Annotated in this window: 12 protein-coding genes; 1 reads left to right on the plus strand and 11 read right to left on the minus strand. The window is 38.8% G+C overall.

The window, feature by feature from the left end; genetic code table 11:
• Positions 1-26 precede the first annotated feature (26 nt).
• The 8 genes from AXF23_RS06730 to AXF23_RS06765 all read right to left on the minus strand — a co-directional run bounded on the left by AXF23_RS06730 (position 27) and on the right by AXF23_RS06765 (position 12,504).
• A complete protein-coding gene (locus AXF23_RS06730; RefSeq protein ID WP_107624760.1) occupies positions 27-1,007 on the minus strand; it encodes a hypothetical protein in 981 nt (326 codons plus the stop codon).
• Between the two features lie 323 nt (positions 1,008-1,330).
• Positions 1,331-2,299: a hypothetical protein gene (locus AXF23_RS06735; RefSeq protein ID WP_107624761.1), complete on the minus strand. Its 969-nt coding sequence runs from the start codon at positions 2,297-2,299 to the stop codon at positions 1,331-1,333.
• A 4-nt stretch (positions 2,300-2,303) separates the two neighbouring features.
• Positions 2,304-3,491 (minus strand): toxin-antitoxin system YwqK family antitoxin, encoded by a 1,188-nt coding sequence (locus AXF23_RS06740; RefSeq protein ID WP_107624762.1) that lies wholly within the window; start codon positions 3,489-3,491, stop codon positions 2,304-2,306.
• 182 nt (positions 3,492-3,673) lie between these two features.
• Positions 3,674-4,099, minus strand: coding sequence for a hypothetical protein (locus AXF23_RS06745; protein WP_107624763.1), 426 nt, complete (start codon positions 4,097-4,099; stop codon positions 3,674-3,676).
• A gap of 412 nt (positions 4,100-4,511) precedes the next feature.
• A complete protein-coding gene (locus AXF23_RS06750) occupies positions 4,512-6,578 on the minus strand; it encodes a RagB/SusD family nutrient uptake outer membrane protein (RefSeq protein ID WP_107624764.1) in 2,067 nt (688 codons plus the stop codon).
• 12 nt (positions 6,579-6,590) lie between these two features.
• Complete coding sequence (locus tag AXF23_RS06755) at positions 6,591-9,818, minus strand: SusC/RagA family TonB-linked outer membrane protein (RefSeq protein WP_107624765.1); 3,228 nt, start codon at positions 9,816-9,818, stop codon at positions 6,591-6,593.
• Positions 9,819-10,889: 1,071 nt separating this feature from the next.
• A complete protein-coding gene (locus tag AXF23_RS06760; protein WP_107624766.1) occupies positions 10,890-11,822 on the minus strand; it encodes a hypothetical protein in 933 nt (310 codons plus the stop codon).
• A 124-nt stretch (positions 11,823-11,946) separates the two neighbouring features.
• Entirely contained in the window at positions 11,947-12,504 is a 558-nt protein-coding gene (locus AXF23_RS06765) for a sugar O-acetyltransferase (protein ID WP_107625819.1), read from the minus strand.
• Positions 12,505-12,670: 166 nt separating this feature from the next.
• Between AXF23_RS06765 and AXF23_RS06770 the strand changes: the two genes are divergently transcribed.
• Positions 12,671-13,345 carry an MgtC/SapB family protein gene (locus AXF23_RS06770; RefSeq protein ID WP_107624767.1) on the plus strand — a complete coding sequence of 225 codons (675 nt, stop codon included), beginning with the start codon at positions 12,671-12,673 and terminating at the stop codon, positions 13,343-13,345.
• 425 nt (positions 13,346-13,770) lie between these two features.
• Here AXF23_RS06770 and AXF23_RS06775 read toward each other — a convergent pair whose 3' ends face one another.
• The 3 genes from AXF23_RS06775 to AXF23_RS06785 all read right to left on the minus strand — a co-directional run bounded on the left by AXF23_RS06775 (position 13,771) and on the right by AXF23_RS06785 (position 16,142).
• On the minus strand, positions 13,771-14,553 hold the full coding sequence (locus AXF23_RS06775) for a DUF481 domain-containing protein (RefSeq protein ID WP_107624768.1): 783 nt from the start codon (positions 14,551-14,553) through the stop codon (positions 13,771-13,773).
• Positions 14,554-14,706: 153 nt separating this feature from the next.
• A complete protein-coding gene (locus AXF23_RS06780) occupies positions 14,707-15,123 on the minus strand; it encodes a hypothetical protein (protein ID WP_102048099.1) in 417 nt (138 codons plus the stop codon).
• Between the two features lie 149 nt (positions 15,124-15,272).
• A complete protein-coding gene (locus AXF23_RS06785; protein WP_102048098.1) occupies positions 15,273-16,142 on the minus strand; it encodes a GYF domain-containing protein in 870 nt (289 codons plus the stop codon).
• Positions 16,143-16,349: the final 207 nt, after the last annotated feature.

The raw sequence follows: 16,349 nt of genomic DNA on the forward strand, positions 1-16,349 counted from the left end.
CCCTTATACATATACTCTCTTACAAACTATTGCACACGCTTAGCCCTTGCATGTTTCTGCAAATAGTCATATTTACCAGGGAAAGGATAATCATAATCAGATGACTCCACACAACTAAACACTACATATCGATTGTAGACAACAAGGTGATAATGCCGATTTAACTCATACGCAAGTGAGTCTGTGAGCGGTTTATCATAGATTCTATAATCAAACTCTTTATTTCCAGTCACCCCATAAACGATTTCTGTATAGTCACTTACAGTACCACCTCTACTGACAGACAAGCCTCGATAACCCATCTTCTGCAAGGCTAAACGAACAGAATCGAGTCTTTCTATACTTAATCCTATCTTTTGTAGTTCTCTTTCCTGCTCTTTCTTCGACTCTATCTCATCACCTTTGAAATTAACGTCTTGCTTTGAAGATACACCCCAGTCCGTCAGTTTTCCATGCTTCGAATACGCTACAGAGAATCCAGTACTATCTGGTAGCCAACTTCTTGTAACCTTAATAAGTCTCTCTATATTCTGCTGATTAGCATTGTAGGACGCCTCCATCGTCTCAGGAGTACATTCTTCTTGTGGAACAACAGCAAATACCGTAATACACAACACCTGTAAGATATTAAAGCAATGGAGTCCAAGAAAGATATTGTTCACATAATTACGATACCAAACCGACTGTACAAGAGAACAGATATAAACAAGAACAATAGGTATTGAAATGAACCAACCAAGTATTGCAAAAATCATTAACCAGGAGAGCGAATCCTCTGGATAATCATCTTCGTAGAAGCTCAACATGATTGTAAACAACAGGACTGTTACAAGAACATATATCAAAAAACGTAGAAACAGCCAGAAGAAGAAACGATAATAGCTTTTACAAGAACCCTCTGCATCGACAACTACATCCTTTTGTTTATTTTTCTTCCTGTTATCCATCCATAGCCAAACACCAAGGACAAGTAGGAATAGTAGAATATTAATCGTAAATACCATCATAATAGACTATTGATATATTTATCAGTACCATGAGTTTTTGGTACTTGTCTGACAACTTTGCTTATCTATCTCCTTAATTTATAAGGTTGCCAACTACAAACATGATTACTAATAAAGGGATAAAAAACTACCAAAAACAGAAGTCTATTATCACACGCTATTATAAGAATAATGTTATTATCAAGTTGCTGTCATTTTAACATTTGGCAGCAACTATCTGTATGACAAAGTATTGCATCTTCAAAAAGCATGACAGTAATGACAGCAAAATTAGTTTTACTGAATTGTTCACTTTAGACTAGAGCAAACATAAAGACGGCTTCTTAGTTTAATTTATAGAACAGCCACATTAATTTCCTCTTCACAGCTGGATTGGACTTTGCATTCTGATCTGTAACAATTCGCTCATTAATACTCATACCTAAAGTATCATCTTTTCCCACATTGACGGGTAATACAGATAAAGGAATTGATCTTATACAAGCTATAATACTATCATTATCAACTTTTGAGAAATGCTTATATCGTGTATCTGGTACTTCTATGCCCACGCTATCACTAAAAAAGAGTTGACGCAACAAGCGTGACTTTGTATCATAGATAGAACGAGTATCAAAACCATTCTTTAGGTAATACCCATCAGCAAAGACTATATACTTATCGTTCTCACAGAAGAGTTGCTGTGCTAACTGGCTTATCTCCTTCTTGTGGGTCATGGCCTTGGCTTCATCAATATAATAGAACTTGTTGTCAGACAGTAGTCCTAAACCTTCATTTAAGTCTTTGTCTGCCGTAAGCACAGCCACTCCAAGGTCATCATAGAACTTCCATCGCTTATTCTGGTCGCCTGGAAGGTTATAACCAATGTCCTCTCCCATATAATGATTAATAATCATTCCTTTCTTATAGAACACAAACTGCGGATTATAACTTAAGAAAAAGATGGGATCATGGACCTTTATAAGTATCTCATGACGACTATCACGATACTCACAACCCAGAGCTATATTAGAGAGGATAAAGTTCAAGGAGGGTATTAGGAATATAAAGAAAACAATAACGGATATTGACCATAGAAGAAACCTACCAACTTTTGAGTCATTAGTGCAAAAGGAGATAAGTTTAGCAAGGTAATAAACCCATACCCAACAAGTGAGAACGGTCCCAACAATCTCCACCTGTTGTATAAAATAGCAGAAGGTGTCTTTTCCTAAACAGATGACATCTATCAAGAAAAGTAGTACACAAATCACCTGCACTATCAGGCATACCTTTATTATATTCTTCTTCATAATCTTAATACGTTTCTTCTGGCCAGTGTTTAACGATATCCCCATCCTTGAAAACAGCCCATGCACGTAGCTTCCCATGACTATTATACCAATAAGCCGTATCAATAGCATCGTCATTCCTGTACTTTACTTTAAAACGAAGAACACCATGCGGACGGCGCTTTATTGAATCTTGATAATAGCAATCATAACGCCTTGTACTATCATCAAGTATTGTTACTTTATCTTGTATCTGTCCATTTGGATAATAAACATTGGCAGGAGCCCATGAGTTACCACCGTCATAGATAACAGTCTGATAGGCAATAGGATGTCCATGAGTAGCATAACGAATAACGACCTTATCTTGCTTTAATCCATTCTTTACCCTACATGTATATAAGTCGGGGAATATCTCTTCCTCGTCGTCTTCATTTTCTCTTGGGAAAAAGGCTTCTGGAAATTCGTTGAAATAGTTTTTCAAATAGACAACAGGCGTATTACTGAGTGTACCAGTAAATAGTTTCCCAGAACCGACTCTGTATATCTTTACCCCATCTGTATATAGTTGATATTTCTCAGAAGAGTTTAATCTTACTGCATTCTCGTCATAATTGCGAATATCATCAAGTGTTCCATCTGGCTTATAGAACTTCCATTCACCTTCTCGATGCGCTAAGTTATCAAAAGTTGTGTACCCCTCCGACTTTAAAGTACCATCCTCATAATAATACTTAGCATAGATTAAGTGATTATCTGACTTGATAGAAGGGAATTTCTCTTCCTTCCAAATGGTGCCATCTCGCCTATAGGACTTCACCCAACCAACCCATGTATCATAACTATGTTCCTTTTTTCCAACTTGTTTCACCTTACCATCTTCATAATACTCTGTGTACTCACTTGGAAGAGTATCAATGTAATCAGGTATAAGAGATATCCCATATCCCAATAATAAAAGTAATAAAGCAATGAAGGGAGGAAGTAGAGTTCGTAGGAAAATACGTGAGAAGATTATACTGATTATAAAGTATACTACGGAAACCATGAAGCCTTCTATGTATATACCCAAAACTACATACCCCCGTCCAGCCGCATCAGTGCTGTCTCCAGAGGCTGCCTCCATTGCAAACAAGAACATAAAAATAAGTGGGTAAATCAAAGCCATAATAACAGAAGCTATGGCTATCCGAAGCTTTTTATTCTTTATCATGTAAGTTTCTACTCATTATAAATCATTTCTCCACATGGGAGTCAAAGATTATAGGTTATTAATATAGGTCTTTAAAAATGGTTGTCTTTCTGAAAGACTATAGATTGACTACAAAGATAAGAGTTTCTATTGATACTTGCACAGGAAAAGAAGATGAAATAACAATTATTCATACAAACCACTTATAGCTGACTACTCAATATCACAACGCAAAGTAACTGAAGAGCATTGAAACAATAAAGGCCAAGAAAGACGTTATTCATATAATCACGGTGCCGAATAGCTTGCACTGCTGAGCAGATATAAATAACAAGAATAGGTATTGAAATAAACCAGCTGCCGACAATAAACATGATAATCCAAAAGAAACACTCGCCTGCATCATCCTCACCAAAAGTGGCAATTACCATTAAGAATAAAATAACTGTAACCAAAGCAAAAGACAACACACGGAGGAATATCCAGAATAAAGACCGCCAATCCTTATTATAAAAAGCAACAACACTGAACTCAGCCCCACTTTTCTTGCTCTTATTCCAATGACCAACAAACAGTGAAACACCAAGAGCAAGAACACAAAGTAGTATAATGATGATAAAAGCGAACATACTTAATTTATTATTACAGTCATCAACTGCCTCCTAAACAGTAAGAATTATATCTTGCAAAGATAAACTTTTGTACTCTAATATACAAGGGATACAACTAAAAACAACAGCCTTCTTTGGCAGACAAAACATGGTTACATTTCTATAAAATAAAGCTTCCTCTAATTATATTCATGAAAAAAAATATTTTTCTTCATGACAATAAATATTTCTTTTCACGTAAATAATTCTACCAGCATTATGTACTAAGGCCATCGAAACACATCTCTACCTAATGACATAGTATAAAACTTATGTCCCTTAAAGCAACTTCTATTACACAGACAACGAGTAAGCGTACAAAGAAAGAGAGCATATCAATCGCTTGACATGCTCTCTCTCCTTATTTAATTCTGTCTTATTCAGTTAAAGCCTACTTTATAGCTTCACCATTTGCCTCAACTGGCCAGTAGATATTCTGGTACAAGTTTGAGTTCTCTGCATTACGATCAGGTGAACAGAGCTGCATCTCCTGATAAGAGAATGGAGACAAGTAGTGTGCCTGATAGAAGGTGTAACCGTTGTAGAGGATATTGTTGGTCGTCTGAATCTGGTAAGGACGAACATACTTTGAAAGTGTCTTAGCAGACATTGTAGCATTAGCACCACCATCAGCAATAATCAGACTCACACCATTCTTATCAACGAAAGAAGGACTCTGATATATCTGATCCCAGAAGTTAACACCCTCAATCTGATAGTTCTTCACCTGATCCAAAGCTGCCCAACGAATCAAGTCATCTTCACGAAGACCCTCACCAGCAAACTCGCTGCGACGCTCACGACGGATAGAATAGAGTGTTGCATCCACTGGATGACCAGCTGAGAATGCTGCCCAGTCGTATGATGGACGATTCACATCAGCCTCCTTACTCATATCAGTTGCAGCGATAGTTGTTGAAATTGGGGCTGTGATACCAGCGCGTGCACGCAATGCTGTCCAATAACCAGTAGCTGTTGCATTCAATGAGCCAGTACGGAGATAAGAAGCTTCAATGTAGTTGAGCATAGCTTCCTCAACACGAATAATAATCTGACCATCAACATCTGAGAAGGTCTGACCCAATTGCATTGCTGGATCATAGTTGTAGAACTTACGCTGACGATAGCCAGTTACGTCTCTACTTGCCTGGTCTGTTGCGAAGAGAGTTGCCGCATCGAATAAGAGTTTAGTAATGGTAGGTTTACCTTCTTTAACTCTTTGCTTATTAATTAAATCAATACTCTTCTGATCAATATCAAGGTCATTAGACTCACCGAACACGAAAAGCTGCAAACGCTCATCACGATCAGTCTTAGCTAAGTCTACTGTAGTATCACCATGATAGCCTGAACCAGAAGCATAGATAGGCAAACCATTCTTCATAAGGAATGACTCTACGAGACCACGAGTCCAACCTGAAGACAAGCCACCACGCAGTTTGTTTGATGTAAGGTGGGCTACGTTGATATCAGTATTGAATTCTCTCCACAAAAGAACTTCTGGATACTTCGTCAAGTTTGGACTTGCAAACATATCATAGTATGGATTCCAGCCATTGAAGTTACCAACAGTACCAGGATTCATTACGTGGTTATTCTGAGTTGACAATGGTACAGCATCACACACCTTCTTAGCTGCATCGATCGCTTGATCAAGGAAGAAATTAACCTCATCATCCTGATTGATAGTGAAGTTCTTGTTCCACTCCTTGTTCTTACCTGGCCAGTTAGCATCACCTGGTACACGACCTGTTCCTCTGTGATACTTCTCGAAGGTTGCTTCATAGAGTGCCATTCTTGATTTCATAGCCAGAGCAGCATACTTATTGATACGTACCTTATTGGCAAAGTTCACCTGCAACTTATCAATAGCCTTATCCATATCAGAAAGAATCTGACGTGCAACAAGGTTACGAGGCTGACGCTTACTTGCTTCTACGAGGTCTTTATCAATGTTTAACTCATTAAGCATGATAGGGAAATCACCGTAAGTCTTCAGCTTATCAAAGTAGAGCATAGCTCTGATGAAGTAAGCTTCACCCATGTATTGATTGATAAGTTCTGGCGTGCCAGTTACTTCTTCTTTGGCAATCTTTGCTTCACTTTCATTAATGAATTTATCTACATCTCTGATAGCATACACATCAAGACCTTTAGATGTTGGGACTTTCCACTGATCCTGTAGGTACATTCCAGAGTTTCCATCTCTTGCTGCTTGGTTATCTGTACCATTATCAAATGTAGCAACACCCCCAAACCAGCCACTGTTATTAGGGAAGATTCTTGTATAGTAGTTAATGGTGAATGTACCAAGTTGATCTGCAGTTTTGAAGTATTCGCTTGGTGAAACCTGATCAAGAGGTTTTCTATCAAGGAAATCATCACATGAAGTAACAGTCATGCCAAGGCACAGCAATGGTAGACCACCTTTTAGTATATCTGAAATAATCTTTTTCATAATTCCGTGTATTTAGAAGTTAAGATTCAAACCGAATGAAACAGTTCTCTGAAGAGGGTAAATTTTTCCAGGTCCCCAGTCTCCTCCTGTTGCTTCAGGGTCGAAAATCTTATTCATCTTAGTAAATGTTGCGAGGTTCTCAGCAGAGAAGTAGAAACGTATTCTATTAGCTCCTATCTTGCTTGCGATAGACATTGGCAGCGTATAACCAATCTGAATATTCTTGATTCTCATGTATGCTGCGTTCTGTAGATATCTGTCGCTTGTCTGGAAGTTCTTAGAACCTGCACCGAAGAGAGGTCTTGGATAGAAAGCATTTGGATTAGGACCGAAGTTGGTATCGGTAGCTGGACGCCAGTAGTCAAGGTGATCCTTGAATGCTGCACTCTGCCACAAACCAGTATTAGCACCAACACTATAAGGAGAAGCATCCCAGAAATCACGCTTACCAACACCCTGCATGAAGATGAGGAAGTCAAATCCTTTCCAGTTAGCATCCAAAGTGATACCGAAACGATAGCGTGGTAATGAGTTACCGATCTTGGTCAAGTCACCCATATCATCGTATGTGCTCTTACCAGAGTTCACCTTCTTATCACCATTGAGGTCTTTGTACATTACATCACCTGCAGCCCAGTCAGAACCCCATGAAGGCTTATTATTAGCCAACCATTCGTTCATCTGCTGATCAGTCTGTGCTATACCTTCTACTTTATAACCATAGATATCGCCCATACGCTTACCAGCACACCACTGAGAAAGCAGTCTGTTTGGATTATAGAAGTTCGTAATAGTCTGGTAATCATCAGAGAGAACGAGCTTGATACCATAGTTTACTTGTCCAACTCTGTCTCTCCATCTTACTTCTAAGTCCCAACCATTTGATCTCATATCACTATTATTCTCTTTTGGCTGTGTCGCTCCGAGAATAGATGGCTTAACAGGTGCAGGACCAACCATGTTCTTTGTTGTACGAACGAAGTAATCGAATGTTCCTTGAAGTTTGTTATTAAACAATCCGAAGTCAAGACCAATGTTCCATGACTGTACTCTCTCCCATGTAAGGAAAGGTGATACAAGACCAGGAACGCCTGATGTATTAACGCGTTCACCATTAACAAGCCATGCTGAAGAGTTTGAGCTAATAGGCTGTCTGAGGAACCAAGGATAGAGCTGGTCTATATTAGTATTACCAAGTGAACCGTATGTTAATCTCAACTTAAGAGTATTAACTGTCTTGTTAAGAGGCTTAAAGAACTGCTCGTTAGCAATATTCCAACCGAGTGCAAAAGATGGGAATGTACCCCATGTCTTATCTCCGATGAAACGTGAAGAGCCGTCTCTACGAATAGAGAACTCAGCCAAATAACGTGAGTCATAAGCATAGTTGATACGACCAAACACACCCATTGTTGACCAATGTGTATTAGAGAAACCACGTCCAACAACTTTATTAGTTGCATTGTTGAGGGTTGGCACTAATGGTGTTACAAGGTCAGCTTGAGAAGCACTGAGGTAAGTATAAATATTAGACTCCATGTCCAAACCAGCAAGGAACTTAAATTCATGCTTGTCATTGAGTGTCATGTTATACTCAGTGAAGAAACGTCCATTGTAGTAATTATTCTTAGACATTACCTCACCAACGTTAGACTTTCCTGCTGCATAGTCTCCGCTCCATGCTGCAGCTATTGGATGCTGATCTGGATCATAGTAGTAAATAGGTAACACGTCCCAATGGTTGTGGTAGTTAGTGGTATTGTAGTTACCTTCTAATCTAATCTTCCATCCCTTGATTGGTCGGAACTCAAGAGCAAGCTGCTGGAAGAGCTTATCTTCCTGGGTTGCATCAATACCACCATTCTCCATCTGTAAGATCTCATTTCCATGTACATAGTGGCCGTTTGGGTCGTAAACAGGGTTGGTAGGCCAGCGGCGTGCGATGTTATGGAAGAAGAGTCCGGTCATATAAGATGGTCTGCTATAATCTTCGCGAATCCACTTTGTGTTATAGGTAACTGTTGCCCAATCAGTGAGGTTTGCTGTAACCTTAGAAGAGAAGTTATATCTCTTCAGCTTATCCTTACCATGACGGATCAATCCACGCTGACTTAAGATAGCTCCACTGATATAGTAGTTCACCTTATTACCGCCTCCACTTACAGAGATATTATGCTCTGTTGAAGGAACAGCAGACTTATACATCTCCTTAAACCAGTTAGTATTATCCCAAGAACCATTATACATACTCCATGGCTCATTAGCAGCAGTACCCTGCCAAGTCGTAGTTACCTCTTCACCTGGCGCTGGTGTACCATTGATATGGTTCTTAATCTTATTAAGCATATCCTGACTAAATGGCGCATTACCGCCACTGTTTGCTGCAGCATCATTCCAATAACGTGCGAAGTCGTATGAGTTAGGCATCTCTGGAATCTGAGTTGCTGTAGAGAAACGTACGTTACCATTATAAGAAACGTTCGTACGACCTTCCTTACCACTCTTAGTTGTAACGAGGATAACACCAAACGCAGCACGTGAACCGTAGATAGCACTTGATGAAGCATCCTTCAATACAGAGATACTCTCGATGTCATTTGGAGAAATAGAGTAAAGATCACCTTCCGAACCATCGATAAGTACGAGTGGAGCAGCATTAGAACCATCACCAATAGTTCCTATACCACGAATGTTAAGTCCCATACGGCTCTTCAATGAACCACCTGCATTACCAACGCTGAAGTTCAATCCTGGAACCTCACCTTGCAATGCCTGTGCTACACTCATTACTGGACGTGATTCAAGTGCTTTTGAATTAACAACAGAGACAGCACCAGTAAGGTTAACCTTCTTCTGTGTACCATAACCGACAACGACAACGTTATCAAGCATCTCACTGCTCTCCTGAAGTGTTACCTTTAGGTCTTTACCACTCCAAGTCACCTGCTGAGTCTTATAACCAACATAAGAGATGGTAAGTGAAGAGCCTGAAGCGATACCGTCTATCTCGAAATTACCATCAAGATCAGTTACACTTCCTTTCTTGTGTCCATTACTTACGGCAAAAACAGAGGCACCAACAACTGGTTCTCCATTACTGTCGACAACTGTTCCCTTACATACAGCTTGCTGTTGAACAACGGCTGCATTAGCTTTATACGTAATGTTGGCATGCAGTAAACTTGAACTGAACAAAGCCATCATCATTAAGCTTGTAGTCCTTTTCTTCCTTAGGTACATAGGCTTTTAAGTATATTTAGATTAAAACTTATTTTAGGTTTTGTAGTCGCAAAGTTAAATCAAATTAAACCGGTCTACAATAACACCTATAAAAATTGTTAAAAGAGTGCTTTGGTTGGTTTGTTGTATCAGAAACAACTGTGTTTTTTCATCTCTTTTGCACTTTTCTGCATTAAGAAACATCTGATAACGGTATTTTCGCAAGCCTAAATGAAAACCGAACTCCGCATGGCATGGAGAACTGACAGAACCGATATACCATCGAGACCACTAATGTGATACTTTATTAAACACAATTATCACCTTTCCTGAAATGTCCAAATCAACTATTATAAGAATGCATATCACCTATTATAAAAGACCATATCACCTATTACGAAAATCCAAACCTCCTATTATTAAAGGTTCTTCCGTTAAATGTGTGGACGCTTTTCGTAGTGCTTTAACGTAAGAGTCAAAGTTACTCATTAAACAAAAATATGGCTGAGACAGTCAACTATCTATCCTATTTTCATCCTCTTTCATTGAAAATCTTTTCGTTTTAAGACATCGAAAGCCTGCAGACAAGGATTTAAAAAATCATTACATAATTTCAAAGAAAACACCTATAACTAACGGCAAAAACACACACTTGAAGCAGGTTTACAACCAACAGAAAATCAATTAGTTATAAGCAGTAAAGTAAAAGGTGCTTAGTTGGACTTCAAAAGGGCGTTAGCAAGGGTCTTAAAGAGCATCTTCTGCAACCCAAAAGGGCGTCTTTTAGAAGCCAAAAGAGCATGTATTCAAAATTATGATGTGAAAAATTATAACAGAATAATAAGTTATTAGCCTAATTAGCCCAATTGGACTAAATAGCCTAATTAGGCTAATAGGAATAAATTGTTTGTAGACGACAGATAGACATCACACCTAATTACATTTATCATGTAGTTTGCTCCCCCTTATAAAACAATCTTATTGAAGGTAAGCTTACCATGTATGTGGATTAATCTCATTCTATTAACAATCTACACATTTAACTGAAGAACCTTATTAAATAGGTGAAAGTCGTTTCAAAAAAGCATGGGACTATCTCAACAAGTATGTTTTGAATAAAGCAATCAGTTTGCTTTCCGTCAGTTCATCCTCTGTTACATTAATATAATAATGGCCGTAGCTATATGAAAATCGTTTGTTTTCATCAACCTTCTCACGGCTTACATTGATATATACACTCCTTGTGAAATCTAATATATTTGAATTTAAGAACAGCCATTTGGCAACTCTTTGCGTCAACTGTCCATACTTATTACTAAGCTCATCGGGCGTCAACACTGGTCGAAGGAAACACACATGAAATCCACTATAGTGTGTAGACAATTGCGTACAAGGGAAACTATACGCATAACTCTCAGACGTAGAGACATTCCAACTCTCCGCCAACTCAAATGTCTTAAAGTGTCGTGTCAAAGAATCAATTTGAGGGATTAGCTGTCGAATAAGCTCTGGCTTGTTATTCTTCACCGCTTCACACGATGTTTCCAAAACGTCTATCAGTCCTCCCCGACCATGTTCTTCTTCCTTACGAAAAGTGTATTCTGCTCCATCTTGCAGGTCAAAGAAGAAACAAGTCTTGTGTCGTATCCCAAGCTTTCTACGTACAAAGGGTGTAGAAGACAGCACAGCATAACGCAGCAATGACGCTATTTTCATTTGGCAAAGACTATCTGTCAACTCTTTCTTATTGCCTTTTAAGTCCTTATAGGCAAGTATATACGTTCGTTCTGAGAGCCGAGAACCATCGATAACTTGTAAAGCGTACTTCTCCGACTCGCCTTCTGCAACAATGTATTGTTCTGCTGCAAGAGGATTGTATAACTCGTTGAGAATAGGTGCATAGAGTTCATAATCCAACTTACTACAAGGCGAAAAGCGGCTTTGTGCCTGTATCTCTCTCCCAACAAGGAACAATAGTAATAAAAGAAGAACACTCTTGACAAACGTGATATTACTTTCTTTCATTTAAAATTGTAATTACCTGCGATTAACTTACAACAATTCAGCACCCTTAATAGTACTCCATTCCACATACTCTCTATATCCATATTCCATACAGGATTATGCATTAAATAACAACAAAGCTACCCTACTCATCCAGTTTTCTTATCACTCTACAAGGGTTACCAGCTGCCACAACACCACTTGGGATATCATGTGTAACGACAGAACCAGCCCCTATCGTGGTATTATCGCCTATCGTCACACCCGGTACAACGACAACATTGCCTCCTATCCACACATTATTCCCTACATGAATAGGCAGAGCATACTCAATCTTCTTATTTCGAAGTTCTACATCAAGTGGATGACCAGCAGTGTAGAAAGAGCAATTAGGGGCAATAAATACGTTATCGCCGAATGTCACCTTAGCCTCATCAAGAATGACACAATTAGTATTAGCAAAGAAATTCTCGCCCACTTCGATGTTATAACCATAGTCACAGAAGAACGGAGCAACGATAAACATACCATCGCCAGCCTTTCCAAACAACTTTCTCAGACGTTCCATACGTTCATCCCTACGTGAGGGTGGAATCTGATTGATTTCATAGCACTCGTTTTCGCAGTAGTATAAGTCTTTCAAAACTTCTGGGTCATTTGCCTGATAAAGCATCCCTTTCTGCTGTTTCTCCCTCTCTGTCATAATTTCAAGTATATTGATAATGTTCACAAAGATACAAATCATTTTTTAAGAAATAGAAGATTTCATTCACGAAAAAGAGATTTTTAAGGTTGAAAAGAGTGAGATAACTGAACTTTTTCGTATATTTGCGATTATAATCTTATTCATCTTTTAATAGAGAGAAAACATGAACATAATAACATACGAATTTGTATTAAGACTGTTCGTAGCTGCCATGTTGGGTGGTGTGATTGGTCTGGAGCGTGAGTATCGTGCAAAGGAAGCTGGTTTCCGAACACACTTCCTTGTGGCATTAGGTAGTGGTCTGTTTATGATTCTGTCACAGTTTGGCTTCGACAATGTCCTCTCCAATTATGAGCAAGTATCACTCGACCCCAGTCGTATTGCTTCGCAGGTGGTGACGGGTATAGGTTTCATCGGTGCAGGCACGATTATCTTTCAGAAACATGTGGTACGTGGACTGACCACTGCGGCTGGTCTATGGGTCACATCTGCTATCGGTATGACGGCTGGTGCAGGTATGTATGTGTTATCAATAGCCACAACAGTCCTCGTACTGCTCTGCTTGGAGGCTCTTTATTTTATACTTCAGCATTTTGGAACACGTAATATTACAGTCACATTCAGTACGCCGAAGGAAGAAAGTATCAAACTTGTCTTGCAGCGTTTGCGTGCTAAAGAAGTTATCATCGACTCCTACGAGATGAAACGTAAAGACACTTCTTCTGGTTACTACTACGTTGTAACGATGGAGATGAAGTTCAAACGGAAACGTTATAAGAATCATCTCCTTAATTTCATGGCTGAGTTTGAAAGCGTAACAGTAGAGATTATGGAGTAAACAAAAGGGTTTATCGTTAGAGGGCACACCTTTCATTTGTCTGTAAGAAGTTTCATACAGATAGTTGAAAAGTGTGCCCTTATTGTTTACCTACCTCTATGAAGAAACCTAACCTTAGTTCCATATCCTTCTAAGTACAACTTTTATACTACTTACCCATACCTTATAAACAGCAGAAAAGTTCTTGTGTTGGAGTCATCTTATCAGCCAGTCATCAGCAATTCGACCACTGCTTGCGAATTATTTACATGAAAATAAATATTTCCGTTCGTGAACATAAATCTTTTCGTTCATGAAAATAAATCTTTTCGTTCGTGAAAAGAATTCTGATAGATGCTGTTTTACCTTAGAGAAGGGTGTTGTTAGGAGTCATATTTACGCTAAATTGTCAGTGTTAAAAGGCTTCCTACAGTTGCATAACTTACTTAGAAAGACACGCTAAGACCAGCCTCTACGGTGGTGTAAGTCTTTCTGATAGGAACAATCGGTGCTGTATCATAGATGACACGGTAGGCACCATTAATACCAATGTTTGGTGTAATGTTATACTTTAAGTCTACTGCGCCACCGAATCGAGCTGCCTTAGTGTAGCTATCTGGTTTCGCTTGATAGATAGCAGTGGTCGTCAATTCCCAATGATCACTAATATGATGCTTAAAGCTTACAGAGATGTGACTCTTAATACTACGACTGTAAGCATATAGTGGGTCGGCATTAGGAGTAGGGTCTTTCCACTTCTCAAATTCATAGAACAATCCTGCTGCAACAAAAAGTTGCACTTTCTCCTTGTTGATGAGTTGATAACGTGATAGTAAACCAGATGAAATCTTAAACTCCATACCACGGCTACCAGCCCATTGTGACTCCGCATAAGGATAAACCTCTACCGAAGGGCTTAACAGATAGCGATATTCAAGGTGTACAAATCCTCCACTTACCGTTACTTTCTTACCGTATGTAGAGAACTCTAATTTGTTGATTAGATTGATGACACGCTTATGTTTTATCAAAACATTAAGGTTGGCCGTGTTCTTAAGAGTAAGTATATTCTCCTGTTCAGTCTTGAAATCCAATACAGGTAATAATGTTCCTTGTATAGTCTTTGTACTATCAATGTTCATTGTTAGGTTCTCTGAAAAGAGCATTTGGGAGTATATTGGTAGATGAGCTAATAATATCAATAGTGATAGGAGTATCTTCTTTATCATTATATAATGTTTTTTTAGAGAGTAAAATAATGGATTTCCAACGTTGGTATTAGCTTGTGAGATCGCAGTAGGTAGTTATCTGTGCTACTGCCAGATATAAGAGAGGACGCACAAAGTGTGCGTCCTTTATTCTCGATAATATTTTTGACGATATTAATTGTTAACAAACTTGATGCGTTTGTTACAGTCATCAATCTTTGCCTGAAGCTTAGCAATCTTTCTTTCCATCTTGCTTAAAGTCTTCTGACTCTTAGCCAACTTCTTATTGATAGCCTTAGCTTCTTTCAGTCTTTTGATAGTACTCTTCGCATCCTTAACCGTGTTTGATGCGTTAGTAGTGTTGAATTCTGTTGTAGCTATATTTGCTTCAACATTGATATCTGCTGCTTTCTTGCTGAGTTCGATATTGTTTGCCTTCTCTTTCTCGTAATCTAACTGCAGTTTGTTTAACTTTGTAGTTATCTTGAGCACCTTCTGCCGCTCCTTCAATGTATCGATTCTTTCGCCACTCTGAGCAAAACCTGCTACGGCTGTAAGAACCATTACCCCAATCAAAAATAATCTTTTCATACTTATAAACTATTTAATTTAATGCTGCAAATGTATATAAAATATTGTTCTTGTGCAAATGATAATATGTAAAATTACCTTTTTAATCGTAATCTTCTTTATTTTTAAGAAGAAATATAGACATCTAAGTCTTTTTGGAATGCGTCCCGTTATTGAATAGAGTCGCTTTCCACTCTCTTATGCCTACTTGGTTTTGAAGCATGAGTATCCCCACCCACTTCGTCTAAGAACCCATCGAGTGCACTCCCCAATAATCCTTGTATGGCGGACGTAGCCGGTGCAATGATATTATCTTGCAGTATCTTCTGTGCTTTCTTCTTGATTTGTTCCTTCATGTTGATTTCCTTCTTCTTGTAATAGTCCTCTGCTGCTTCACGAAGGTCGTCCTCGTCAACAGTGAAGATATGGCCAAAGACACCCACAGAAACAACGTGGGCCTTACCCTCATAACGTACTTTTCCTAAGGAGCAAACGACGTAATTATCAACAGTCACAAGTTCGTTGACGGCAGCTTGTATCACTTTGCCAGCGAAAGCATTGCTAACAGTTTTGAAGGCATTGTCGAGGTAAGCATTACCAGTTATATTGTCACTCTCGTTGACAGCGTCGTTGACGGTGGCAGTTATAACCGTTGAGAGAACTTCCTTGTGCTGTTCGGCCTTTGGACAGGTAATTATCATCGTTGCAATCAAGACAACGAATGAAAGCAGCAAAACCAAGAGACAACCAGTGTGATGCTTCTTCTTTGGTGCATGTTGCGGTTGTTGATTTTCCTCTTGTGGTGTAGCTTGAAGGATGGGTCTTGCTTCTACGAAAGGTATCTCTTCCTTATTAGCAGCCTCGTTGGTAGACTCTTTATTCTCAAAGCGTGTGCGAAGCTCTTCAATCTGGTTTGCTTGCACCCATTCAGTACCATCTGTAGGCATTACCAATGTCGTAGACTCTAAGTTTCGCTCTACTAATTCGTTGAGGCTATAAGGCCCTCTTTTCTCCTCACCTACCTTAATATAATATTCCATTCTTATCTGTTTTTAATGTCAAAGATGGATTTCTCCATTGTTTAGGAGTCTATCCATAACTCTATCTGTTTGTTTGCTGCGAAGTTATATATTATTTCTGAACTGACAAAGGAGTTATTTCTTTTTTTGAATTAATAGTTAGCTCTGGTGCTGTTTATGGCTAACTTGTAGGGTGTCCGTAAGTTGAAAAGGCTGATTGGTAGTATT

It is taken from the genome of Prevotella sp. oral taxon 313 (assembly GCF_003043935.1).
Taxonomy (GTDB): domain Bacteria; phylum Bacteroidota; class Bacteroidia; order Bacteroidales; family Bacteroidaceae; genus Prevotella; species Prevotella jejuni.

What these genes read in the sequence shown, in the direction of transcription:
- AXF23_RS06730 (WP_107624760.1), bottom strand. Translation starts at nt 1,007, where the DNA reads ATGATGGTATTTACGATTAATATTCTACTATTCCTACTTGTCCTTGGT.
- AXF23_RS06735 (WP_107624761.1), bottom strand. Translation starts at nt 2,299, where the DNA reads ATGAAGAAGAATATAATAAAGGTATGCCTGATAGTGCAGGTGATTTGT.
- AXF23_RS06740 (WP_107624762.1), bottom strand. Translation starts at nt 3,491, where the DNA reads ATGATAAAGAATAAAAAGCTTCGGATAGCCATAGCTTCTGTTATTATG.
- AXF23_RS06745 (WP_107624763.1), bottom strand. Translation starts at nt 4,099, where the DNA reads ATGTTCGCTTTTATCATCATTATACTACTTTGTGTTCTTGCTCTTGGT.
- AXF23_RS06750 (WP_107624764.1), bottom strand. Translation starts at nt 6,578, where the DNA reads ATGAAAAAGATTATTTCAGATATACTAAAAGGTGGTCTACCATTGCTG.
- AXF23_RS06755 (WP_107624765.1), bottom strand. Translation starts at nt 9,818, where the DNA reads ATGTACCTAAGGAAGAAAAGGACTACAAGCTTAATGATGATGGCTTTG.
- AXF23_RS06760 (WP_107624766.1), bottom strand. Translation starts at nt 11,822, where the DNA reads ATGAAAGAAAGTAATATCACGTTTGTCAAGAGTGTTCTTCTTTTATTA.
- AXF23_RS06765 (WP_107625819.1), bottom strand. Translation starts at nt 12,504, where the DNA reads ATGACAGAGAGGGAGAAACAGCAGAAAGGGATGCTTTATCAGGCAAAT.
- AXF23_RS06770 (WP_107624767.1), top strand. Translation starts at nt 12,671, where the DNA reads ATGAACATAATAACATACGAATTTGTATTAAGACTGTTCGTAGCTGCC.
- AXF23_RS06775 (WP_107624768.1), bottom strand. Translation starts at nt 14,553, where the DNA reads ATGATAAAGAAGATACTCCTATCACTATTGATATTATTAGCTCATCTA.
- AXF23_RS06780 (WP_102048099.1), bottom strand. Translation starts at nt 15,123, where the DNA reads ATGAAAAGATTATTTTTGATTGGGGTAATGGTTCTTACAGCCGTAGCA.
- AXF23_RS06785 (WP_102048098.1), bottom strand. Translation starts at nt 16,142, where the DNA reads ATGGAATATTATATTAAGGTAGGTGAGGAGAAAAGAGGGCCTTATAGC.